Below are 23,695 nucleotides of genomic sequence, written 5' to 3' on the forward strand. Positions count from 1 at the left end.
GGTTTGCTGGCAGAACGATATCGTTATCAGAGCTTCACGCAAGTTCACCCCCCTCCACCCACATTCGTCCCGCCTTGCGACGCAGATGTCGGCCGCCGGGCAGATTGACCTTAGCGGGGCCGCCGGGGTTCAGCATGGTCATGGCGGCATCCAGGATCTGGGCATCCAGGCCGGGCTGGCCGAGGATGTTGCCTAACCAATGATGCAATACGCGACTGAGCACTGCCGGATGCAGTGCTCGCAGCTCCCTGCCTGCGCGCAGTGCGCCATCGGGCAGGATAGTCCCGACCGCGTTCATAAAGGCGAGCGCCTGCTGCCACAGGCACTCATCGTCCCGTCCCGCCTGGCGGCCCAGGCGGACAATGAGCGGCGCCACCTCCCGCGCATACACCCGGTTAAGCAGCGGCATCACCTCACGGCGCAGGCGGTTGCGGCGGTGGGCGGGACTGCTGTTGCTGGAATCCTCCCGATACGCCAGCCCATGCTCGGCCACATACGCCTCGATCTCCGCGCGCCGCATTCCCAGCAGCGGGCGGCACAGTGCGGGCTGCGCAGGGGTCTCCGCCAGCATCCCCTTCAGCCCGCCGATGCCGGTGCCACGGCAGAGGTTGGCCAGGATGGTCTCCGCCTGGTCATCGGCATGATGCGCGAGGTAAATCCGCTCCGCCCCATGTTTTTTCGCCATGCGCCGGAGGAAATCATAACGGGCATGGCGGGCGGCCGTCTCGATCGAGACCCGGTCCTTCTTCGCCAGCGCCGCCACGTCCGCTTTCTCGATCTCGCAGGGCAGATCATACGTCCTGGCCAGGCGGCGGATAAAGGCCGCATCCTGGCCGGATTCGCGTCCGCGCAGGCCGTGGTTCAGGTGGGCCAAAATGAGATTCTGATGCCTGGCTGTGACCAGCATGTGCAGCAGCGCGACGGAATCCTGCCCTCCTGAAATGGCCAGCAGGGCTGGGTCATCTGGGGCTGGCAAAAGCAAAAAAGAATGCGGAAGCGCGGCAGGCACGGGAATCAGTAAGGGGAAAGGCGTGCCCACTGCTGGCTGAGGTTGCGGGACGGTGCAACTGCATCCGTGAAGGACAGAATGATGATGGCAGGGTTATAAGAGGACTTTTGTTCCTCATCGGGGCGCACTGGATGGCAGTGCATCTAGCCCAATCCTCAGTTGCGGCGCAACTGAGCAGAGGCAGCATGTCTTTCAGGCTGCTGATCTTCTTCTCGTGGAAGAGGATGTAAGCGGACTCAAGGTTACAGCCGGAAGCCCATCACTCGGAGAGTGATGAATACTGTACAAAAAAGGCGGGCCTTGCGGGCCCGCCTTTGATGCAATGTGAGTTAGACTTGAATGACCTTAGACGCTGGTGGTCTCCACCACTTCGGCTTCGGCTTCCACCGGGGTTTCGGCGGAGAATTTGAGGCGCTTGGTCTCGGCATCGAAGGTGACTTTGACGTGGTCGCCTTCGTTGATCGTGCCGCCCAGCAGGTGCTCGGCGAGAGGATCTTCGATGTTCTTCTCCACCGCACGACGCATTGGACGGGCGCCGTATTGAGGATCGAAACCTTCTTTCATGAGGAACTCCGTGGCGCTCTCGTCGAGCACGATGTGGATGTTCCGGTTGCGCAGGCGGGCGACGACCTTGTTGACCTCGAGGTCCACGATTTTGACGAGCTGGGTCTTTTCCAGCATGCGGAAGACGATGAGGTCATCCAGACGGTTGAGGAACTCCGGCTTGAAGAATTTCTTGGCCATCTCGGACAGCTTGTCCTTGATGCTGGCGTTGTCCGCCTCGCCCTGGGCCATGGCGGCAAAGCCGAGGCTGGACTGTTTCTTGATGGTCTCGGCCCCGACGTTGGAGGTGAGGATGACGATGGTGTTCCGGAAATCAATCTTGCGGCCGAAGTTGTCCGTCACCTGGCCTTCTTCCAGGATCTGGAGAAGGAGGTTCATGACATCGGGGTGGGCTTTTTCGATTTCGTCAAACAGCACGACGCTATACGGACGGCGGCGCACGGCCTCAGAGAGCTGGCCGCCCTCTTCATAACCGACGTATCCGGGAGGCGCACCGATGAGGCGGCTGGCCGTGTGCTTCTCCATGTACTCGGACATGTCCAGCTGGATGAGCGCTTCTGAACTGCCGAACATGAATTCGGCCAGGTTCTTGGCGAGGAAGGTCTTGCCAACGCCGGTCGGGCCGAGGAACAGGAAGGAGCCGATGGGGCGGCGGGGATCCTTGAGGTCGGCACGGGAGCGGCGCAGCGCTTTGCTGATGGCGATGACGGCTTCGTCCTGGCCGATGACCTTGCCTTTCAGCTCGGCTTCCATCTTCAGCAGCTTCTGGGCTTCAGCAGATTCCATGCGCTGGAGCGGCACGCCGGTCCATTTGGAAACGACGGACATGATGTCATCCTCGGACACATCCACGATGCGCTCGGTGTTGTTCTGCCTCCAGGTTTCCAGGATGTCGTCGTAGCGCTTCTTGGTATTCTTCTCGCTGTCGCGGAGACGGGCGGCTTTTTCGAAGTCCTGGTCCTTGATAGCAGTTTCCTTCTCGATGCGTATCGCCTCGATCTCGGCCTCGATGGTCTTCAGTTCAGGCGGGCGCGTCATCGCGGCGATGCGGGCCTTGGAGCCGGCCTCGTCCATGATGTCAATCGCCTTGTCCGGCAGGAAGCGGGAGGTCAGGTAGCGTGAGCTCAGCTTCACAGATGAGGTGATGGCCTGGTCAGAATACTTGGCCTTGTGGTGCATCTCATACTTGCCCTTCAGGCCCATGAGGATCTGGATGGCGTCTTCCACAGAAGGTTCTTCCACCTTCACCTGCTGGAAGCGGCGCTCCAGGGCAGAGTCCTTCTCAATGTATTTGCGGTACTCGTTCAGGGTTGTCGCGCCGATGACCTGCAGTTCGCTGCGGCTCAGTGCGGGCTTGATGATGTTGCTGGCATCCATCGTGCCTTCGGCCGAACCGGCCCCGACGATGGTGTGCATCTCATCAATGAAAAGGATGATGTTTTTGTTGCGGCGGATCTCGTCCATCACGGCCTTGATGCGTTCCTCAAACTGGCCGCGATACTTCGTCCCCGCCACCATGAGGGCGAGGTCGAGGATGACGACTTTTTTGTCGCGCAGGATCTCCGGCACGTTACCGGCAGCGATCTCCTGGGCCAGGCCTTCGACGATGGCGGTCTTGCCCACACCGGCTTCACCGATGAGGACGGGATTGTTCTTCGTGCGGCGGCAAAGGATCTGGATGACGCGGGCTATCTCTTCCGTGCGTCCGATGACCGGGTCCATCTCGCCCTTCTGGGCGATCTCGGTCAGGTCACGGCCGAAGGCGCGCAGAGCGGGCATCTTCTCGTTCTTTTTCTTCTTCTTGTCATCGTCCGTGTTACCGGAGGGGGACACAGGCTCGGAATCTTCTTCTTCCTCCTCACCGCTGCTGGTGAAGTTGGGGTCCAGTTCTTTCAGGATCTCGTTGCGGGCCTTGTCCAGATTGATGTCCAGATTCCGCAGCACCTGCGCGGCCACGCCTTCGCCTTCGCGCAGCAGACCGAGCAGGATGTGCTCCGTGCCGACGTAGCTGTGGTTCAGGGCTTTGGCCTCCTTGCTGGCCAGGGCGAGCACCTTCTTCACGCGGGGCGTGTAGGGGATGTTGCCGACCATCTTGGTCTCCGGGCCGGAGCCGACCTGCTGCTCCACCTGGAGGCGGACGGTTTCCAGATCCAGGCCGAGCTTGGTGAGGACGTTCACCGCCACCCCCTGGCCGAGTTTGATCAGGCCCAGGAGCAGATGCTCCGTGCCGACGTAGTTGTGATTAAAGCGGTCGGCCTCCTTGCGGGCGAGGGCCAGGACCTGTTGGGCGCGTGGGGTAAAGTTATTCATCATTGGAATCAGAGGGTTTATCCTCCGAGGGTTGGTTGATTGTCGAAACGTTAGAAGGTCCTGCGAGGGATTGCAACCGCGCCCGGGTAATTTCCGCACGCCGCGCATCCCGCTCTTCCGGCGACAGTTCGCGCTCGGCACTGAGCTGGAGGTGGGCTGGCTGGATTTCGAGCAAAAGCATGTCGAGCAGACTCCGGTCGCAGTTGGGGATGAGATCCATATCCGCCCCCAGTCGCAGCAGGGAAAGCAGGTTGAGTGCCTCCTTCGATGTCAAAACATGCGCATAGCGCAAAATGGCAAACGCACGGCCCACCTGGTCATGCAGCATGGTGGGATTGTCCTCCAGCAGCTTTTGGCGGGCATTCACCTCGGAGCTGACCACCCGCTCGATCACTTTTTCGATCTGGGCGATGATTTCCCCCTCCTTTTCACCCAGCGTGTGCTGGTTGGAGATCTGGAAAAGATTGCCCAGGGCCTCCGTGCCCTCGCCATACAGGCCGCGCACGGCCAGGCCGATCTTGCCCACCGCCTTGATGACGGGGTTGATCTGGTCAGACAGTACCAGGGCGGGCAGATGCAGCATCACCGAGGCGCGCATTCCGGTGCCCAGATTCGTGGGGCAGGCGGTCAGGTAGCCTAGGCGGTCGTCATAGGCATAGGGCAGCATGGATTCCAGGGCGGTATCCGCCTTGTCCACCAGCGCATAGGCGCTGCGCAGGTTCAGTCCGGCGCGGATGCCCTGGATGCGAAAATGGTCCTCCTCATTGATCATGATGGAGAGGCTCTGCTTACGGTCCACCACCACGGCGCAACCGGCGGAGCGGGCGGCGTGTTCCCGGCTGACCAAGTGGCGCTCCACCAGCACCTGCTTGCGGATCTTGCTCAGCCCGGCGTATTCCTCGCTGTAGCCATCTGCCATTTCCGGCAGGGATTCCACGCAGGGACGCGCCAGTTCCAGCAACTCCACGCGCTGCCTTTCCGCCGAATAACCGGGAAAGCTGTAGCCACGCAGATTCCGCGCCAGCCGCACGCGGGAGGTCATGACGACATCCGAGTGCAACCCGCTGCCTTTCATCCAGTCAGCCGGGTGTTTGATGAGGGTCGTGAATCGCATGGGGGGATGATTCTATAGAGTGGAAAACGGTCGTACTTGTTCGATGAGATTTACAGTGATTTGAGCTCCGGCGGACTGGGCGGGCTGGATTGCAGGGACTCGATTTCAGACTTCAGGCGTGCGGCGTCCTCATACCGCTCATCCCGCACTGCGCTGGCCAGTTCCTCGCGCAGGTGGCCCAGGTTGCCGGCGATGGCGTTTTGGGTGACGATCTGGTGCGGCACCTTGCCCACATGGCGGGTGCCTTTGTGCATGGACTTCAGCAGGCCTTCCAGCCCTTCACGGAAAGTGTTGTAGCATTCCGGGCAGCCCATCCGGCCGATCTTTTTCAACTGGGCCGCTGTGAAACCGCAGTCCGGGCAGGCCGTTTCCGCGCTGATCGGCGGTGGAGTCTGGCTCATAAAAGCCTCCGCCAGGCCAAAGCCGGTTTCATCCGTGACGCCCTTCGCTTTCGAGCAGGCATCGCAAAGGTTCACCGTCGTCATCTGCCCATTGATGATTTGGGTCAGAAACACGGTGGCTTCACTTTCGCAAACGTCACATTTCATAAAGGTAGGATTCCTGGCGTTAAGGCCATTTAAATACGATACGCACGGCACGCGTTCCGGGTACTGCTAGGGCATGGAGATTCTCACGTCAACACAGAGCGGCACGCCTGCATTGGCGCATGCTGGGATAAAGGAACCCCTCCATCCAGCCCCGTCACTCCTTCGGCAGTTCATAACAGACCGCCTCGCGGTCATTCCTGACCAGGAGATAGCGCCCGGCCAGCGTCGGGTGGTTCCAGGTCTTGCTGCTCAGCGCGTCGATCTTGCCCAGCTCTTCATAACCATCGGGCTTGGCCGCAGCCAGATGCACAGGGCCGCTTTCGCTCTGGATGATGACCAGATCATCCACCATCAGCGTCTGGCCGGAGGCGTAGCGGCCTTCTTTCCACAGCCGCTCCCCGGTGGCGAGGTCCAGGCAGGCCAGGCGGCCGTCATCCAGGCCGTAGGCATGTCCGTCACGGGCGGTGGGGCTGTTAAACTGCGTTTTCATCTTCAGTCCTGTCCACAGCTCGCTGGCGGTCAGGAGGCCGTTGGGCGCGGCTTCGATCTTCAGCATCTGGCAGCCCATGCCGTATCCGGCAGAAAGGAAAATCCGGTCCGGACCCAGCACCAGCGCCTGGGAAGCCTTGGGCCAGTTTTCTCCACCCCAGGCATGGTCCATCAGCACCTTGCCCGTGGCCGGGTCATAGGCGGTCAGCGCGCGGGCATTGTTGCTTAAAATGACCCGCTTGCCTGCCAGGGTGGCGAGTTGTGGGGATGCATAACTGGCCTTGTCATCCCCGGCTTTCCACACCGGCTCGCCAGTGGCCAGGGCATAGGCAAAGAGCACAGGACCTTTTGTACTGCCACCTGTCACCACCACTTGGTCATCCACCACCAGGGGGGAGGAACTGGTCCCCCACTCGTTGTTTTGCAGGTTGTTTTCCTTCAGCACGGAGCGCTGCCAGAGCTGCCTGCCGGTGGCGGCCTCCAGGCAGTTCAGCAGGCCCGTTCCGCCATAGGCATAGACCCGGCCTTCATGCACCGTCGGCGTCGCGTGCGGCCCGTCTCCGCTTTGCCATTGGGAAAAGCGCGTCTTGTCTGCATGCGCCCAGATCAGCTTGCCGGTGAAAAGATCATAGCAGGTCACCATCTCTTCATCCTCCCGCTGCTCCTGGGTATAAGCTCGCCCCTTCACCACGGCATAGGCAGACCAGCCCAGGCCGATGGGCTGCCGCCACAGTTCCTTCGGCGGCGTGGTTTTCCAGTCACGCGCCAGCCCGGCACCGGTGACCACGCCGTCGCGATTGGGCCCGAAAAATTGCGTCACATCTGCTGCCTCGGCCAGCCGTGGATCCTGCGCCGGGGCGGTATCCCTTTCCGCCGCCAGCACCGGGGTGATCTTCTGCGCGCGCAATCCGCCCTCGCTCCATTTCCAGACCAGGTTGGGCAGGCCAGTGCCGTCCACGGTGCCATCCACCCGGATCGCCAGCCTAAGCCCGATGGCTAAAACGATGAGCACTCCCAGCCCCGTCAGGCGCGTCCGCCAGGAGAAACGCGGAGTGACCAGAAACCAAAGCAGATTTAAGATCACCACCAGCAGCGGGATCGCCGCCGAGACCCAGCCTTTTAAATTCCGCTCAAATTCCGGCAGGGATCGCACATACGCCAGTGCTCCAAGTCCCAAAAGGCAAACGACAATGGGAAACCAGGGCAGTCCGCGACGCCGAATGGGGGCAGAGGGGGCAGTGTTCATGAAAAGGAAGGGAAGGGGGCTTGAGCACTAGCATAAGGCCGGATCAGTCAGCACGCAAAGAAGGACAGCACGCAGCGTCAATCTCGGAATCCGGGTTCATACGCCATCAGGCTGCTTCCAGGTGATAGTCCACCTTTTTCTTGTCATTCATGCTCAAATGCCCTGCCTCCGCCAGTTTGCGGATGAGCTCGTGCATTTCCGCGCTCCCGGCCTGCTTTTGCAAATGGCTGGCCAGTTCATTCATGAGCGCCTTTTCATTCTTTGGACGGTTTTCCGCCTTCTTCTTTCTCAAATAGACCAGGCTTTTCTCCAGCGCATTGATGGGAAGTGCTTTTTTCACCGCCGGTGTTTTTGCAGGAGTCTTTTTAGCGGCGATGACCTGGACCACTTTTTTAGCAGCCGGTTTGGGTTTGGGGACTGCCACTTCCTGATTTTGAACAGGGGCAGGAGATTCTCTGCCACTGGCAAGCAGCTGCAGCGATGCAAAATCCTCATGCCGCCGGATGCGCACGTGGGTGCTGCGCAGATGCAGCAGCAGCGGATCATAACCGGTGTCCTTGGAAATGATGTGAAAATGGTCCTTCGGCGCAGCAGCCACCGCCCGCCCGGCATAATAAACCAGGGCAAAGTCCAGGGCATTTTTTCCCATCGCGGTCAGCCGGATCATCTGCACTGATCCCGCATGTTCCAGCAGCTTCACCACCACATCCACATTCAGCTTGGTCTGCTGCGCCCCTAACAAGAGCACAAATTGAAAATTCGGACAGCCAATCAATGAAAGGTCAATTTCCCGCACGTTCTCAAAATCAATGAACACATGATGGATCGGTGCCGGAACGCTCATAAAGGTAATTCAATCTAAGCATTAAGACTGTGGCTGTCAGCCTGCATTAAGCTTTTTTACAGGTTTGGGCTATCTCCTCATGGTCGAGGATGCCGGTTGCACCTGCAACGGGTGGAAAGCTGCATTCGTCACAAGAACGGCCCTTCACCAGCGTTTTCAGGCCCATGAAAATGCGCCTCTTTTTCCTTCTCCCAGCCCTGGCTATGCTCACCCTGGTGGTTGCCCAGGAAAAGGAACCAGTGGCGGATCCGGCGGCCCCACGGGCTAAAAAACAGGGGGCAGGGAAGGCCACAGCCAAGGCGAAAACCAAAGCGAAAGCCAAGGCGGGGCCGCAGGTGGCGGCTCCGGCATTCCTGGTGCCGCTGGGGCAGCGGTATTCTTCTAAAGACGCCGCTTTGCACCGGGATTTCCCGGACCTGTGCATTGAAGGGTCCAATATCTGGACGGTTTACATTGAGCATGACGGCCAGGGGGATGTGCTGTGCCTGGCCAAAAGGCAGGGCCGGGAGCTGGCGCAGGTGGCCCGCCTTTCCCAGCCGGGCGTGATCCACCAGCCTGCCATCGCAGCGGATGGTGACGGCGGGGTGTGGTGTGTCTGGGCGCAGGCCAATGAGCAGGACGTGATGACGCTGCGGGGGCGCCGGTTTGCGGGTGGAAAAATGGAGGCCGAGGTGGAGCTGGCGGCGGAGGAGGATGCGGGAAGCTCCTTTGCGGATGCGGCCACGGATGCCGCCGGGCGGGTGTGGGTGACATGGCAGGAGGTAAAGCCGGGTGCCTCACAAATCTGGACGCGGTATTGGTCGCCTAACAATAAGGAGTGGTCAGCGGCGGTAAGCGTCTCGGCCTTAGCTGAGGGCGGCAACTGGGAGCCACGCCTGGCCTTCAGCGATGCGGAATCAGCTTGGATCGTGTACGATTCATCGGCAGGCAGCGAGTTCAATCTGCGATTGGCGAAGGTGAAGCCAGACGGACACGTGAAGGACACGCTGCTGGTGCAAACGCCGGATTACGAAGCCCGTGCCAGCATCACGGCGGATGGTGCTGGCGGGCTGTGGATCGCGGCAGAGCGGGGCCGCCAGCAGTGGGGGCTGGATGCACGTGGGCATGAGGGGGTGACGGGTTTCAATGCACAGAAACGCCTTTTGTTAGGTCGCTATGACATTGCCAGCGGTGAGTTCACCGAGGTGCCGGTGCCGCACAATGGCAGGCCCACACCTGTGCCGGACCCCAGCCCCGGCTTCGCGGTGAATGTGCCGTCCGTGGCCTTTCGTGACGGGCAGGTGTGGTTGAGCTACCGGTATTTTTCCAATGCCTTCTGGCGGGTGGCTGTGACGCGTTATGATCCGGTAGCAAAGCGCTGGGCGGAGCCTGCCGCGTTGCCGGAAAGCACCATGGGCCAGGACCGCCACCAGGAGCTGACTGTGGGGCCGAAGGGCGCGCTGTGGGTGACCTGGCCGACGGATAACCGCACCACCAAACTCAGCAACATCGCCCAGATCCACACGGGGATGATCAAAACGGACGCGCCCTGGCCGCTGCTGCCGGAGGAGCCGGAGGCCACCGTCACCCGCGCGCCGGAGCAGGAGCCGTATTTGAATGAGCCGACTCCGCCGCGCCCGTTGAGCGAGCTTCATACCTGGACCATCGGCGGCAAAACCTACCGCCTTGTGTGGGGGGATGTGCATCGGCATACAGATATCTCCAACTGCCGAACAGGGTTCGATGGCTGCATTGTTGAAGCTTATCGTTATGCCTATGACCTGGCCGGGCTGGACTTCATGGGCACGTCGGACCACACGGATGTGGGCAAGATTTACCACCCCTATGAATGGTGGCATACGCAGCGGCAGGTGGATGTGTTTTATGCGCCGGGGCAGTTCGCCTCGCTGTATGCCTACGAGCGTGAGCAGCCTTTCCCGTGGGGGCATCGGAACATCCTTTTTACCAAGCGTGGCGGGCCGCTGGTGTACATCAACCGGGCCTACTACCGCGCCTCGCCCTGGCAGGAAGAACTGCCCGTCGCAGCAGGCATCCAGCCCATTCAACCGAAGGAATTGTGGGATATCCTCAAACGATATGACCAGCCCTGTGCCATCGTCAGCCACACCGGGGCCACCGGCATGGGCACGGACTGGACGCAGTATGAGGGCGGCATTGACAACACCTATGAAAACACGGTGGAGATCTTCCAGGGCGCACGCGTGAGCTATGAAGGCCTGGGCCTGCCGCAGCCGACCGTGGGCCTGCGCAAGAGCGAGCCCTACACCCCTCACAAGGCGGCGGGCGATGAGCATCCGAAGCCACCTGGGGTCATCACGGACTTTGATGCGGGGTTTCCCCGGAAGCCGGGGTATAACAATGGAGTGTATCAAAAGGCGCTGGAGGTGGGCCATAAGCTGGGCGTCTTTGCCTCCAGCGACCACATCGCCACGCACACGTCCTTTGGCGGCGTGTATGTGGAGGACTTCACCCGTGAGGGCATCATCGCCGGGTTCAATGCCCGGCGCACCTGCGCGGCCACGGACAAGATTTTTGTGCAGTTCAGCAGCGGCGATCACCTGATGGGCGAGGTCTTTGAAACGGCGGGCAAACCGGAGCTCAACTTTCTCGTCGGCGGCACTGCGCCGGTCAAACGCATCACCATTGTCCGCAATGAGCAGGACCTGCATGTCATGGAGCCAGGTACCAAGGAGGTGTCCGCCACCTGGACAGATCCTGCACCAGTGGATGGTGAAAACCGCTATTACCTGCGCATCGAGCAAAGCGATGGTAATATGGCTTGGTCTTCACCGTTGTGGGTGACAGTGCGCTGAGCGCAGCATGCCGCGCGCAACCGTCGCAGCGTGGTGGACCTTGTTTTACAAGATGCCAAAAGCCTGCAACGCATGCCAGCGGCCGTGACCGCCAGAAGATTGATGAATACCTGGATGGCGTGCGCGGCGTGGAGTAGCAGATCGAACGCACCCTGAATCCGCCAGTGCCGGAATGGACCCCGCTCAGCCAGCCGGTGCTGCAGCGTCAGCCTGCGGGCATTCCGCAGAGCAAGGATGAGCACATGCGCCTTATGCTGGACCTGCAGACGGATACCACCCGCGTGGCCACCTTCATGAGCGCGCACGGATTCAACCGGCAGAATTTCACCTTCCTGGACGGCGTGAAGAACGACCACCACGGCATGAGCCATCACAAAAACCAGGCCGCGCTGGTGAAGGAATACACCACCGTCAGCCGCTGGTATGCGCAGCAGGTGAACTACATGCTCACCAAGATGCGCGCCATCGAGGAAGGCAACGGCAGCCTGCTGGACAACAGCGTGGTTCTCTACCGCAGCGAGATGAAAGACGGCAACGGCCACATCAAAGCCGACCTCCCCCTCGTCCTCCTGGGCCGTGGCCAGGGCCGCCTGCAAAGCGGCCAGCACATCGCCTGCCCCCCCGGGACCCCCCTGGCCAATCTGCACCTCACTCTCGCCCAACAGTTCGGCGCCGAGATGGACAGCTTTAATAACGTCAGCACCGGCACGATTAACGGTATTTTTGGATGAGGACTGAAGGGCAGGTTACCCCCACCGTCCACTGCCTCCCTCACCTATTCCCTACTCAAACAAATTGTAGATCTTTTTGATGTCCTTCAGCTTGGCTTCAAAATCAATCTGAAGGTCCTTCAGGCGGCCGCTTTTGATGTCGAAGACCCAGCCGTGCACGGTGGGGCAGCCGGACTGCGTGTGGCTGAGCTGGACGGAGGCGGTCTTGATAACGCTCAGGCACTGCTCCTGGACGTTCAGCTCCACCAGCCGGTTGTAGCGCGCGGCTTCATCGCGGATGTCATCCAGCTCCTCCTGGTGCAGACGGTACACATCGCGGATGGTGCGCAGCCAGGGATTCAGCAGGCCCATGTCCTTGGGGATCATGGCGGCCTTCACGCCACCGCAATTGTAGTGGCCGCAGACGATGATGTGCTTCACGCCGAGAAACCGGACCGCATAGTTGATGACGCTCATGACATTCAGGTCCGTGCTGACGACAAGGTTGGCCACATTGCGATGCACAAAGGCCTCGCCCGGTTGCAGGCCCATCATTTCCTCGGCTGTCACGCGGCTGTCGCTGCAGCCGATGTAGAGGTAGTCCGGCTTTTGATCGAGAGACAGGTTTTCAAAAAAATCTGGCTCAGCTGCCTTTTTGGCGTCAATCCAGGCGAGGTTGTTCTCAAAGATTTCACTATAGGTGGTCATGCTTGGGGCAGAGTTTAGATGCAATGAAGGGCGATGCGAGCGCGACTTGATCATGGAATTTTTCAGCGTGGCGTCCAAATCATCGGACAAAGGCGATGCTCACTTTGGATCTGCGCCTTTTCAAACATCCCCGCCAACGCATGAGTGACTCTTCTGCCCAAACCATCGCCAGCAAGTCAGTCCGGCGGACGAGCCGGGCGTTTTGGGTGGGTCTGTGCCGGGCCTTTGGCGGGGCTCTTGTTTTTGGCCTGCCGCTGCTGATGACGATGGAGATGTGGGAGCTGGGCGGTGCGGCAGAGCGGGAGCGTTTGGCGCTGCTGTTCATCCTCAGCATCCCGCTGCTGGTGGGACTGTCCCACTACGCGGGTTTTGAGGAGACCTTTGGTATGCTGGATGACGTGGTGGATGCCTTTGTGGCGCTTGCGATAGGGTTTGTGACCAGCGCGGGCATCCTGTGGCTCTTTGGCGTCATCGGCCCGGAAACATCCTGGGATGTTATCATTACTAAAGTGTCCATCCAGGCAGTGCCCGGCAGCATCGGCGCGCTGCTGGCCGCCAGCCAGTTTGGCACGGCAGAGGAGGAAGAGGAGGAGCAAAACCGCTTCACGCGCTATGACGGTGAGCTTTTCCTCATGGCGGCGGGTGCCATCTTCTTTGCCTTTAATCTGGCCCCGACGGATGAGATGGTCGTCATCGCCCAGCAGATGAGCGATGTTCAGGCCGTGGGCCTGGCCCTGCTTTCCCTGGTGGTGATGCATGCCTTTGTCTATGCCGTACAGTTTTCCGGCACGCCGGAAACGGCGGAGGGCACGCCCCGCTGGAGCCTCTTTCTGCGTTTCAGCATTCCCGGTTATGCCATTGCCCTGCTGATGAGCTTGTACATTCTGTGGACCTTCGGGCGGCTGGACGGGCTCAGTTTGCAGGCGGCCGCTGCCACTACCGTGGTGCTGGGTTTTCCTGCTGCCATTGGTGCGGCAGCCGCGCGTCTTGTGATTTAAACTCCTATGGCTGCACATCAAAAATCACCCTCAAAAGCAAGGACGGACACGTCACAGATCCCGCTGGCCGAGTGGATCGTCAGTGCCTTCGGCCTGCTGCTAGTGGCTGCCACAGTGGGTTACATGGGGTATGCAGCCCTGACGCTGGAAGACAGCCCGCCGGATATCCAGGTGGAAATCGTCTCTGTGCTGTCGCTGCGTGATGGCTACCTGGCCCAGTTCCGCGCCATCAACCATGGCGGGCAGGCCGCCAATGACGTGAACATTCACGGTGAGCATGGGCAGGGGCCAGACAAGGAGGAAAGTCAGGCGGTGGTGGACTTCCTGCCCGCAGGCTCGGAGAAAGGTGGCGGACTCTTCTTCCGGCGTCAGCCTGCCCCCGATGGAGTGACGGTGCGAGCCACTGGGTATCAGGAACCCTGAGGAACCCGGTGGACATAGAAGTCTAGAAGTCTGCGGGCATTTTTTTTCGTCAAAAAATTCATTCCCTTCCCGGTCGTGACGGCGGGGGATGGGGCTTTGCCAGACGGTCATGACACCGCCCTCTCCAAGCTAACTCCTTTCCTGAAACGTGCAGTGTTTAGTTAATTTATAATAAATATCTTTGCATGTTGAATATTATATTTGATATTTACAGGCGAGATAATTATCAAAATTCAGATTGACGAGTCTCCTTCTTGTCGGACTATCCTATCATTAACAATATAATTCTCTAATATGAGAATCATAAAAGGAAAAGGATTATGAAGACTCCATCACTGATCAAGGTCATGGGCACCGCCATGGCTATCCTCCTCATGGGAGGAATGTCTGCTTCCCTGGCGCAGTCGCTGGATTACCAGAATTACAACGCGATCATCTTTAACGACCTCAAAACCACTTCGGACGTTGAGGGGCGCACCTTTGTCGGCAATGACTTTACCGGGACCAATTCAGCCAATTTTGGCAACCACCTCAAAAATACCACTGCCTCCAGCGACCGCAGCCTGGTCATCGGTGGCGACCTGGTGAGTGGCAATCCGCTGAACCTCCAGCGCGGCAGCCTCTATATCGGCGGCAGCACCAACGGCCGGATCATCAATTTTAATGGAGGCGGCTCTGTCGTCTCAGACGGCAGCATCGGCGACCAGCTCTCCGCCATTCAGGATTACTCCATCGCCCAGTCCATGGCGCTGCAAAACCTGGCATCTGACAGCAGCGTCACCCTGCCAGGTGGTGGCCAGCCGGGACCAACGAAGTTTTTTGCCACGGCCGGGCTTGATGGTCTGGCCGTCTTCCATGTGAATGCGGCGGACATTTTCTCCAATCCGCTTGGCCAGCAGTTTGAACTTCTGCCGGATTCGCATACGCAGAACATCGTCATCAATGTCTCCGGCACTTCCGTGAACTGGACACAGGGGAACATGGTCGGCCAGTTTGACAGCAACTACTGGCAGGGCCGCCTGATGTGGAACTTTACCGAGGCCACCAGCATCAACCTGGGCTCCTTCAATTTCAAAGGCGCCATACTGGCTCCTTTCGCCTCCATTACCACTTCAGGCAATATTGACGGCCTCGTTGTGGCCAACAACCTCACGACCACAGCTGAGGTGCATCTCCCGGACAGCAACAGCCTCACCGGCTATGCCTTCGAAGGTTATCTTGCCCCCGTGCCAGAGCCTGGCAGTGTCATTTTCCTCGTTGCTGCCGCGGGTGTCATCCTCATTTCCCGCAATCGTCGCCTCTGGGTCTGAAGCCTGGATCTCAGCAAAGTGAAATTTCGGGGCGCCATTTCCCGAGCCTAACCGGATATATGTTAAGAGGTGGCCCGATGAGGGTTCCAGTCCGCCGGGGGCGGAGTTAGTCTGAGCTTCCTGGTCACAAAAAAACCACACTCTCGCAAGTGTGGCTTCTTTGCATGATTGAGGTCGCTTACTCCCCTGGCAGCGGCTCGGTGGGCCAGGTCTCGATCCACGGCAGGCCGTATGCGTTGAGGTCGGCCATGAAGGGATCGGGGTTGAGCTGCTCGACGTTCCAGACGCCGGGCTGGCGGTATTCGTCGTTGGTGAGGAGCTGCTTGGCGGCGATCATGGCGGGCACACCGGTGGTGTAGCTGACACCCTGGCTGTTGGTCTCCGCGTAGCAGTCTTCGTGGTCCTTGATGTTATAGACGTAGTAGCGCTTGAACTCGCCGTCTTTGCCTGTGCCTTCGATCCAGTTGCCAATGCAGGTCTTGCCTTTGGTGTCTGCACCCAGGGTGCCGGGCTCAGGCAGGAGGGTCTTGAGGAACTCAATGGGAATGATGGGCACGCCTTTGTGCATGACCGGATCAATGCGGGTCATGCCGACATTCACCAGCACTTCCATGTGCTTGATGTAGGCATCGCCAAAGGTCATCCAGAAACGGGCGCGGCGGATGTCGAAGTGCTTGGTCAGTGACTCCAGCTCTTCGTGATAGAGGCAGTAGATGTTCTTGGGGCCGATGCCATCCGGGAAGTCGAAGCTGCGCTTGATCTCCAACGGCTTGGTCTCTACCCACTGGCCGTTTTCCCAGTAGCGGCCGTTGGCGGTGACTTCGCGCAGGTTAATCTCAGGATTGAAGTTGGTGGCGAAGGCCTTGCCGTGATCTCCCGCGTTGCAGTCGAGGATGTCCAGGGTGTCAATCTTGCTGAAGTGGTGCTTCAGGGCATAGGCGGTATAGACATTGGTCACGCCGGGATCGAAGCCGCAGCCGAGGAGGGCGGTGAGACCGGCGGCTTTGAACTTTTCCTGATACGCCCACTGCCAGTGGTATTCAAATTTGGCGACGTCGCGCGGCTCGTAGTTGGCGGTGTCAATGTAATGCACACCGGCCTCCAGGCAGGCATCCATGATGGTGAGGTCCTGGTAGGGCAGGGCGACGTTGATGACGACCTTGGGCTGGAATTCCTTCAGCAGCTTCACTAGCTCCGGCACGTTGTCCGCATCCACGGAGGCGGTCTGGATGGGGTGGGGAAGCTCGGCGGCGATGCTGTCGCACTTGGACTTGGTCCGGGAGGCGAGCATGATTTCACTGAACACTTCCGGGAGCTGTGCGCATTTGTGGGTGACGACGCGGCCGACGCCGCCTGCACCGATGATGAGAACTTTTGACATGGTGCGCAAGGGTGGCGGTGAAGCCTGCAGAGTCAAGCGACGGGGTGGACAGTTTCCAGTTTTCGGTATTCGGTGTTCAGAAGTTCGGAGTGCCGCCCCGCACGCGGGAAGCGGATCGTGGGTGCGGCCAACTTTTCTAGCACCGCATGAATGCGGAACTCCGAACAAGACAGGAGCACTCGGCTGTTAGAACTTGATCCTCATGGAGGTATTCTGCTAACTCGACACTCCTTTTTCTTTTTCTATCTCATGTTTTCTCTTTCTCATAAAACGGCGGTCATCACGGGTGCAGGCTCGGGCATTGGCCGGGCGATTGCGGTTCTTTTTGCCCGCCAGGGTGCGCATGTGGAGGTGGTGGATCTCCAGCAGGAGGCGGCGCAGGGCACGGTGGACCTGATTTTGGAAGAGGGCGGTAGTGCGCGGGCGGTGGCCTGTGATGTGGGGGATCACGTGGGAGTGAAAAAGGTGTTTGCGGAGATCGGCATCCGGCGTCCGCGCCTGGACATCTTGGTGAACAATGCGGGCATCGCTCATATCGGCACGCTTTTGACCACGGAGGAGGCGGACCTGGACCGGCTTTACCAGATCAATGTCAAAGGGCTGTTCAATTGCTCCCAGGCCGCCGTAGCGCGCATGGTGGAGCAGGGCGGAGGCGTGGTGCTGAACCTGTGCTCCATCGCGGCGGACATGGGGCTGGCGGACCGCTTTGCCTACTCGATGACGAAGGGTGCGGTGCAGACGATGACGTATTCCATCGCCAAGGATTTCATCGGCCAGGGCATCCGCTGCAACTGCATCAACCCGGCGCGGGTACACACACCGTTTGTGGACGGCTATCTGGCCCGCACGTATCCGGGGCAGGAGGCGGAGATGTTTGCCAAGCTGAGCGCCGCGCAGCCCATTGGCCGCATGGCGAAGCCGGAGGAGATCGCCGCGCTGGCGCTGTACCTGTGCAGCGACGAGGCCGGTTTTGTCACCGGCAGTGCGTATCCCATTGACGGTGGGGCGGTGAATCTGCGCTGAGGCTGGAAAAAGGGCGGTTTGGAGGTGAGAACCTTGCCATCGCTTGACTGCAAGACGCTCCTGCGTGCGTATGTTCTCACTCCTGTACCATGCGCCTGCCCGTTTTCCTTTGCCTGATCCTCACCACTGCCTTCTCCTTCGCCCAGACGGAGGCGGATTATTTGACCAACATCCGCCAGCTCACCTTTGAAGGCCGCCGGGCCGGCGAAGGATATTTCAGCGCGGACGGGACGAAGATGGTGTTCCAGTCGGAGCGGGAGGAAGGAAATCCGTTTTATCAGATCTACCTCATGGACCTGGAGACCGGGGACCAGGAGCGCATTTCTCCGGGCATGGGGAAGACGACTTGCGCGTGGATTCATCCGGATGGCAAGCGCATCCAGTTTGCCAGTACGCACTCGGACCCGAAGTCCAAGGAGCTGCAGGAGGCGGAGCTCAAGGACCGCGCCACCAGCCGCGTGCGCAAGTATTCCTGGGATTACGATGAGCACTACGACATCTGGGAATACACGCTGGCGGACAAGAGCCTGAAGAACCTGACGCAGACGCTGGGCTACGATGCGGAGGGTGCCTACTCCCCGGATGGTACAAAAATGATCTTCGCCAGCAACCGCGCGGCCTATGCCAAAGAGCTGTCCAAGGAGGACGCGGAGCGCCTGAAGGTGGACAAGCAGTACTTCATGGATATTTACATCGCGGATGCGGATGGCCAGAATGTGAAGCAGCTCACGGATGCGCCTGGGTACGACGGTGGCTGTTTTTTCAGCGCGGATGGCAAGCGCATCTGCTGGCGGCGATTCACGCCGAAGGGCGATGTGGCCGAAGTCTGGACGATGAACACAGACGGCAGCGATGCCCGCCAGCTCACCAAGCTGGGGGCCATGAGCTGGGCTCCGTATTTCCACTCCAGCGGTGAGTATCTCATCTTCACGACGAACCTGAACGGCTTCGCCAATTTTGAGCTCTACATCGTGGATGCCGCAGGCAAGCAGGAGCCGGTGCGCATTACAACCACGGACGGGTTTGATGGCTTGCCGGTCTTCACGCCGGATGGTAAAAAACTGTCCTGGACCAGCGGACGCACGAGCAATGGCCAGAGCCAGATTTACATGGCAGACTGGAATCACGAGGCTGCTATGAAAGCTCTGGGCTCAGCCAAAGGCACGACGGAAACAGCGGCGGCGACGAAGCCGGTGGATGCGCCTGATTTCACGACCACGCAGGCGGACATCACGCCGGCGGATCTGCGCCAGCATGTGACGTATCTGGCCAGCGATGCCATGGATGGGCGCCTGACGGGCACACCCGGTGAAAAGCTGGCGACTCAGTATGTGGCGGATGTTTTCAAGGGCATCGGTCTGGTGTCGTATGGCGATGAGGAGTGGTTTGACCCTTTTGAATTCACCGCCGGTGTGGCACTGGGCGAGGGAAACCGCCTGACGCTGCTGCCGGAGAAGCGCAGCCTGGTGACGGACAAGGACTGGCGGCCTTTGTCATTCTCTGAGTTAGGCGAGGTGAAGCCCAGCGACATCGTCTTCGCCGGATACGGCATCGAGACGCCGGATGAGGCGGTGGGTGAGGATGGCAAGAAAATGGAAACGTACAGCAGCTACGCGCACCTGGATGTGAAGGACAAGTGGGTGCTGGTGCTGCGCTACCTGCCGGAGGGCATCACCCAGGAGCGGCGCAACGAGCTGACCCGCTATGCCAGCCTGAGGCACAAGGCGCTGGTGGCCAGGCAGAAGGGCGCGCGCGGGCTCATTATTGCCAGCGGGCCTAACAGCAAGGTGGTCGGGCAACTGGTGCCCATGTCCTTTGATGCGTCACTGGCCAGCTCCGGCCTGGCGGCCATCAGCATCACGGATGCCGTGGCCAATGATCTGCTGAAGCCTGCGGGCAAGACGCTGAAGGAACTTCAGGACAAGCTGGATACTGGTGACCTGATGGGCGGCATCAACTGCGAAGGGCTGAAGTTCAGTGCGCAGATTGACATTCGGCAGGAGAAAAAGATCGGTCGCAATGTCATCGCGGTATTGCCTGCTCGCGACCAGCCGGACCCGCATGTGGCACCGCTCATCGTGTGTGCGCACATTGACCACCTGGGCAGCAAGGCGGGCAGCAACTCCCGAGCCAAGGGGGACGAGACCAGCATGATCCACCATGGTGCGGACGACAACGCCAGCGGCGTGGCCGGTGTCATCGAGATCGCCCAATGGCTGGCGGATATGAAAAAGCAGGGCAAGATCAAGCTGACCCGCGATGTCATCTTCGCCGCGTGGTCTGGTGAAGAACTCGGTTTGTTAGGCAGCGGGCACTATGTGGAAGGCCTGGCCAAGATGTTTCGCGGAGATCCGAACGGCAAGCTGACGGGCATGTTTGCCGCCTGTCTGAACATGGACATGATCGGCCGGTTTCAAAAAACGCTGGTGCTGCAAGGCGTCGGCTCCAGCACCTGGTGGCCCAAGGAGATCGAGCGCCGGAATGCGCCCATCGGCCTGCCCATCACCACGCAAAATGACGCCTACCTGCCCACGGACAGCACCATCTTTTATCAGCGTGGCATTCCCACTTTGAACGCCTTCACCGGCAGCCATGAGGACTACCACAAGCCCAGCGATACGGCGGACAAGATTGACTACGAAAACGCTGCCAAGATCACTCGCCTCATGGGATTGATCGCCCGTGGCATCGCCATTGCGGATACGAACCCGGATTTTGTGGCGATGGAAGCGCCGAAGAACAAGGACAGCCGTGGCGGCCTGCGCGCGTATCTGGGCACCATTCCGGACTATGCGCAGGGGGATACTAAAGGCGTGAAGCTCAGCGGCGTCTCCCCCATCGGCCCGGCGGGAAAGGCGGGCGTGAAGGGCGGCGACATCATCATCAAGCTGTCCGGCAAAGATGTGCTGAACATTTATGACTATACCTCCCTCATGGGCGAGTTGAAGATCGGTGCGGAGACCACCATGACGGTGATCCGCGAGGGCAAAGAGCTGGAGCTGAAAATCACGCCTGGCTCGCGGGAGTAAAGTAGTCTGCACTCTCCGAGTGCGGCATCTCCATCGTTCGCAGCCCCTTGCACCCCCATCCCGTCTCTACGTCCAAAGTCACAGGAATACGCCTATGCGCCACAAGCTTGCTGGAAACCTGCTTCGTTAACCTGTTTTATCTCCGATGACATTCGACCGCTCCCTTCTCCCTGTTTTACTCGGCCTGACGCTGCCGCTTCATGCGCAGACGCCTCCGGCAGTTGCTGGCAATGAGGCGGTGCAAAAAATCATCGAGACACGCCAGGGCCGGGGCGTGATGGCGGATGACACGCCGCCCACACCGCCCCTGGAAGCAGTGAAGGGTTTTATCAAGCGCAACGATGTCGCAGTGGATCTCATGGCGGCGGAGCCGGCGGTGCAGCAGCCGCTGTATGCGAGCTGGGATTCCAAGGGGCGCATGTGGGTGACGCAATACATCCAGTATCAGTTTCCGGCGGGGCTGAAAATCGTCAGCTACGACCAGCACCTGCGCGCGAAATTTGACAAGGTGCCGCTGCCGCCGCCGCGTGGTGAAAAGGGGGCGGACAAGATCACCGTGTTTGAAGACACGGACGGCGACGGTGCTTTTGACAAGCATACGGATGTGATCACGGGCCTGAACATCGCCAGCGCAGCGCTGCACGGCATGAGCCGCATCTGGGTGCTGAATCCGCCTTACCTGCTGAGCTATGCCGATGCAGACCAGGATGGCATCCCGGAAGGGGGCCCGGTGGTGGAGCTGAGCGGCTTTGGTTTGGAAGATACTCACAGCGTGGCCACCAGCCTCATGTGGGGCATGGACGGCTGGCTTTACGGGGCCAACGGCAGCACCACGACGGGCAAGGTGAGCAGCGCCAATACCAAAGATGTGAAGTGGGAGGGGCAGTGCATCTGGCGTTATCACCCGAAGAACAAGACCTTTGAAATTTATGCCGAAGGCGGTGGCAACACCTTCAGCCTGGACATGGACAGCAAAGGCCGCGTGTTCTCCGGCACCAACAACGGCAACACGCGCGGTATGCATTATGAGCAGGGAAGCTATGGCATCAAAGGCTGGGGCAAACACGGCCCGCTGACCAATCCCTATGCCTTTGGCTGGTTCGTCCACATGCAGCATGAAGGCGATAACAAGCGCTTCCCCCAGGCCTTCACCATCTATGAAGGTGGTCTTCTCGGTTCCGCCTACGAGGGCAAGATCATCGCGCCAAACTCCTTGGCGAATGTTGTTTATGTGAGCGAGCTTTTTCCTGATGGATCAACCTTCCGCACCAAGGATGAGGAAAACCTGATGAGCTCCCCGGACCGCTGGTTCCGCCCGGTGTGGGCAGGCGTCGGCCCGGATGGTGGTTTCTACATGGCCGATTGGTATGACACCCGCCTCAGTCACGTGAGCCCGGTTGACGACTGGCATAAGACCAGCGGCCGCATCTACCGTGTGCGCCCGGCGGCAGGCGTGCCTGAGCTGAAGCCGTTTGATCTGGGTAAAGCTGCGCCTAACGAATTGTTTGGTTATCTGAGCCATGCCAATGAGTGGTTCCGCAAGCAGGCGGCTTTGGAGATCGGGTGGCGGGGGCTGATCGAACTCAAAGAACCTCTCGTCGCCCTGGCCAAAGGGACGGATGCGCACGCCCTGGATGCTCTCTGGACCCTGGACATGCTGGGCGCTGCGGATGATGAATTGGTGGATTCCTTGTTAGGTCATGGCGACCCTTACATCCGTCGCTGGGCGGTGAAGATCATCGGCGAACAACGCCGTGCCTCTGAAGCGCTGGTCCGGCTTGCCAAGACTGAGCAGCATCTGGAAGTCCGTGCGCAGATCCTCGCTTCAGCGAAGAGGCTTCCGGCCGCCGGCCTGCCTCTCCTGTGGAGCGCGCATGGGGAGGAAGACATCAGTGGCCACATCCCGTTGCTGGCCTGGTGGGCGCTGGAGTCCAAGGCAGAAAAGCAGCGCGACGCTGTCTTCGCTTTCTTTAAATCCGATCCTGCTTTTCTGAAGACATCCGTTTTCCGCGATCACCTTGCTGAGAAACTGGCCCGCCGTTACGCCATGGCTGGTGGCACGGAGAACTTTGAATCCTGTGCGGACTTGCTGGCCCTGGCCACGGATGCAAAGACGCGGGCGCAAGTGATTGCCGGGATCGCCACCGCTTTTGAAGGGGCTGAAATGCCGCCTCTGCCGGATGCGCTGTCCAATGCTCTGAAGGATTATTTGATGAAGCAGTCCGGCGGTGACCTGACCCTGGCGCTGCGCACCGGCAGTGAGGATGCTTTGAAACAGGGCCTCAAGCTGCTGGCCGACAGTAAGGCCACGAATGCGCAGCGCATCGCCATCGCGAAGACTCTGGCGGAGCTGGGTAAACAGGAGGCTGTGGAGCCCATGGTGGCCATCCTGAAAAACAGCGCCACCGCGCCCAGCCTGAAGCGCGGCATCCTGCAGGCGGCAGCCAAGTTTGAAGACAAACGCATCCCTCAGGTCATCCTCGAGGGGTGGGAGGCGCGCATCGCCGGCGATGTGGCGTTGCGTGAAGACGCGCTGCGCGTGCTGGCCAGCCGTAAAGAGTGGGCGCTGCTGCTGGCCTTTTTTGTCAACGAATGGAAGGTGCCCGCCAAGCACTTCAACATTGATACCGTGCGCCAGCTTAGCCTCTACAAAGACCCGGAGCTGGATGCCAGCATTGACCGTCATTGGAAAGGCCTGCTGGCCACCGGTCCCACCGAGGCCAAGACAAAGGAAATGGAGCGCATCAAAGCCGTGCTGAAAACCGGCCTCGGCGATGCTGAAAAGGGCAAGCTCCAGTTCGCCGCGCGCTGCGCCATCTGCCACAAGCTGTTCGGGGAAGGCAACATCATCGGCCCCGACCTCACCGGTTATGACCGGGGCAATGTGGACTTCTGGCTGGACAACATCTTCAACCCCAGCCTGGAGATCCGCGAGGGATTCGGCAATTACATTGTGAAGCTCAAGAACGGCCAGATGCTCACCGGCATCATGGATGCCCAGGACGCCAGCGGCATTGTGCTGAAGGACATCGCCGGGAACAAGATCCCCGTGAAACAGCCTGAGATTGAGAAGCTCGAGGCCTCTCCCGTCTCCTTGATGCCTGAGGCACTCACCACCGGCATGAGCGATGCCGATTTGAAGGATTTCTTTGCCTACCTGATGCGGGTGCAGTGAT

16 protein-coding genes are annotated in these 23,695 nt (G+C 59.8%); 8 read left to right on the forward strand and 8 right to left on the reverse strand.

Annotated features, from left to right (window positions below):
* Window positions 1-34: 34 nt before the first annotated feature.
* The 6 genes from tilS to WJU23_RS03730 all read right to left on the reverse strand — a co-directional run bounded on the left by tilS (window position 35) and on the right by WJU23_RS03730 (window position 8,124).
* Window positions 35-1,009, reverse strand: a complete 975-nt coding sequence (tilS, locus tag WJU23_RS03705) for a tRNA lysidine(34) synthetase TilS (RefSeq protein WP_346331188.1) — start codon at window positions 1,007-1,009, stop codon at window positions 35-37.
* Window positions 1,010-1,354: 345 nt separating this feature from the next.
* On the reverse strand, window positions 1,355-3,883 hold the full coding sequence (locus WJU23_RS03710) for an ATP-dependent Clp protease ATP-binding subunit (RefSeq protein ID WP_346331427.1): 2,529 nt from the start codon (window positions 3,881-3,883) through the stop codon (window positions 1,355-1,357).
* Complete coding sequence (locus WJU23_RS03715; protein WP_346331189.1) at window positions 3,876-4,997, reverse strand: protein arginine kinase; 1,122 nt, start codon at window positions 4,995-4,997, stop codon at window positions 3,876-3,878. Before WJU23_RS03715 ends, WJU23_RS03710 begins: the two co-directional genes overlap by 8 nt.
* Window positions 4,998-5,047: 50 nt before the next feature.
* Window positions 5,048-5,545: a UvrB/UvrC motif-containing protein gene (locus WJU23_RS03720; RefSeq protein WP_346331190.1), complete on the reverse strand. Its 498-nt coding sequence runs from the start codon at window positions 5,543-5,545 to the stop codon at window positions 5,048-5,050.
* A 154-nt stretch (window positions 5,546-5,699) separates the two neighbouring features.
* Entirely contained in the window at window positions 5,700-7,280 is a 1,581-nt protein-coding gene (locus WJU23_RS03725; protein ID WP_346331191.1) for a PQQ-binding-like beta-propeller repeat protein, read from the reverse strand.
* Window positions 7,281-7,386: 106 nt separating this feature from the next.
* Window positions 7,387-8,124: a PIN domain-containing protein gene (locus tag WJU23_RS03730; protein ID WP_346331192.1), complete on the reverse strand. Its 738-nt coding sequence runs from the start codon at window positions 8,122-8,124 to the stop codon at window positions 7,387-7,389.
* Between the two features lie 164 nt (window positions 8,125-8,288).
* On the opposite strand from WJU23_RS03730, the gene WJU23_RS03735 reads away from it, so the two are divergent.
* A complete protein-coding gene (locus WJU23_RS03735; protein WP_346331193.1) occupies window positions 8,289-10,937 on the forward strand; it encodes a hypothetical protein in 2,649 nt (882 codons plus the stop codon).
* Between the two features lie 164 nt (window positions 10,938-11,101).
* A complete protein-coding gene (locus WJU23_RS03740; RefSeq protein WP_346331194.1) occupies window positions 11,102-11,668 on the forward strand; it encodes a DUF1552 domain-containing protein in 567 nt (188 codons plus the stop codon).
* Between the two features lie 51 nt (window positions 11,669-11,719).
* On the opposite strand, the gene WJU23_RS03745 is transcribed toward WJU23_RS03740, so the two are convergent.
* Entirely contained in the window at window positions 11,720-12,355 is a 636-nt protein-coding gene (locus WJU23_RS03745; RefSeq protein ID WP_346331195.1) for a carbonic anhydrase, read from the reverse strand.
* 140 nt (window positions 12,356-12,495) lie between these two features.
* On the opposite strand from WJU23_RS03745, the gene WJU23_RS03750 reads away from it, so the two are divergent.
* From WJU23_RS03750 to WJU23_RS03760, 3 genes are all read left to right on the forward strand, one after another.
* Window positions 12,496-13,353 carry a TIGR02587 family membrane protein gene (locus WJU23_RS03750; RefSeq protein WP_346331196.1) on the forward strand — a complete coding sequence of 286 codons (858 nt, stop codon included), beginning with the start codon at window positions 12,496-12,498 and terminating at the stop codon, window positions 13,351-13,353.
* A 6-nt stretch (window positions 13,354-13,359) separates the two neighbouring features.
* On the forward strand, window positions 13,360-13,776 hold the full coding sequence (locus WJU23_RS03755; RefSeq protein WP_346331197.1) for a hypothetical protein: 417 nt from the start codon (window positions 13,360-13,362) through the stop codon (window positions 13,774-13,776).
* A gap of 320 nt (window positions 13,777-14,096) precedes the next feature.
* Entirely contained in the window at window positions 14,097-15,086 is a 990-nt protein-coding gene (locus WJU23_RS03760; protein WP_346331198.1) for a choice-of-anchor A family protein, read from the forward strand.
* A gap of 178 nt (window positions 15,087-15,264) precedes the next feature.
* On the opposite strand, the gene WJU23_RS03765 is transcribed toward WJU23_RS03760, so the two are convergent.
* Window positions 15,265-16,467, reverse strand: a complete 1,203-nt coding sequence (locus WJU23_RS03765; RefSeq protein ID WP_346331199.1) for a saccharopine dehydrogenase family protein — start codon at window positions 16,465-16,467, stop codon at window positions 15,265-15,267.
* A gap of 249 nt (window positions 16,468-16,716) precedes the next feature.
* Here WJU23_RS03765 and WJU23_RS03770 point away from each other — a divergent pair, with 249 nt between their 5' ends.
* From WJU23_RS03770 to WJU23_RS03780, 3 genes are all read left to right on the forward strand, one after another.
* Entirely contained in the window at window positions 16,717-17,490 is a 774-nt protein-coding gene (locus tag WJU23_RS03770; protein ID WP_346331200.1) for an SDR family oxidoreductase, read from the forward strand.
* An 89-nt stretch (window positions 17,491-17,579) separates the two neighbouring features.
* Entirely contained in the window at window positions 17,580-20,519 is a 2,940-nt protein-coding gene (locus WJU23_RS03775) for a M28 family peptidase (protein WP_346331201.1), read from the forward strand.
* 145 nt (window positions 20,520-20,664) lie between these two features.
* Complete coding sequence (locus WJU23_RS03780; RefSeq protein WP_346331202.1) at window positions 20,665-23,694, forward strand: c-type cytochrome; 3,030 nt, start codon at window positions 20,665-20,667, stop codon at window positions 23,692-23,694.
* Window position 23,695 lies beyond the last annotated feature (1 nt).

Source organism: Prosthecobacter sp. SYSU 5D2 (assembly GCF_039655865.1).
Lineage (GTDB): Bacteria > Verrucomicrobiota > Verrucomicrobiia > Verrucomicrobiales > Verrucomicrobiaceae > Prosthecobacter.

What these genes read in the sequence shown, in the direction of transcription:
- WJU23_RS03755 (WP_346331197.1), top strand. Translation starts at nt 13,360, where the DNA reads ATGGCTGCACATCAAAAATCACCCTCAAAAGCAAGGACGGACACGTCA.
- WJU23_RS03780 (WP_346331202.1), top strand. Translation starts at nt 20,665, where the DNA reads ATGACATTCGACCGCTCCCTTCTCCCTGTTTTACTCGGCCTGACGCTG.
- WJU23_RS03720 (WP_346331190.1), bottom strand. Translation starts at nt 5,545, where the DNA reads ATGAAATGTGACGTTTGCGAAAGTGAAGCCACCGTGTTTCTGACCCAA.
- WJU23_RS03765 (WP_346331199.1), bottom strand. Translation starts at nt 16,467, where the DNA reads ATGTCAAAAGTTCTCATCATCGGTGCAGGCGGCGTCGGCCGCGTCGTC.
- WJU23_RS03715 (WP_346331189.1), bottom strand. Translation starts at nt 4,997, where the DNA reads ATGCGATTCACGACCCTCATCAAACACCCGGCTGACTGGATGAAAGGC.
- WJU23_RS03775 (WP_346331201.1), top strand. Translation starts at nt 17,580, where the DNA reads ATGCGCCTGCCCGTTTTCCTTTGCCTGATCCTCACCACTGCCTTCTCC.
- WJU23_RS03770 (WP_346331200.1), top strand. Translation starts at nt 16,717, where the DNA reads ATGTTTTCTCTTTCTCATAAAACGGCGGTCATCACGGGTGCAGGCTCG.
- WJU23_RS03750 (WP_346331196.1), top strand. Translation starts at nt 12,496, where the DNA reads ATGAGTGACTCTTCTGCCCAAACCATCGCCAGCAAGTCAGTCCGGCGG.
- WJU23_RS03710 (WP_346331427.1), bottom strand. Translation starts at nt 3,883, where the DNA reads ATGAATAACTTTACCCCACGCGCCCAACAGGTCCTGGCCCTCGCCCGC.
- WJU23_RS03730 (WP_346331192.1), bottom strand. Translation starts at nt 8,124, where the DNA reads ATGAGCGTTCCGGCACCGATCCATCATGTGTTCATTGATTTTGAGAAC.
- WJU23_RS03735 (WP_346331193.1), top strand. Translation starts at nt 8,289, where the DNA reads ATGAAAATGCGCCTCTTTTTCCTTCTCCCAGCCCTGGCTATGCTCACC.
- WJU23_RS03760 (WP_346331198.1), top strand. Translation starts at nt 14,097, where the DNA reads ATGAAGACTCCATCACTGATCAAGGTCATGGGCACCGCCATGGCTATC.
- WJU23_RS03745 (WP_346331195.1), bottom strand. Translation starts at nt 12,355, where the DNA reads ATGACCACCTATAGTGAAATCTTTGAGAACAACCTCGCCTGGATTGAC.
- WJU23_RS03725 (WP_346331191.1), bottom strand. Translation starts at nt 7,280, where the DNA reads ATGAACACTGCCCCCTCTGCCCCCATTCGGCGTCGCGGACTGCCCTGG.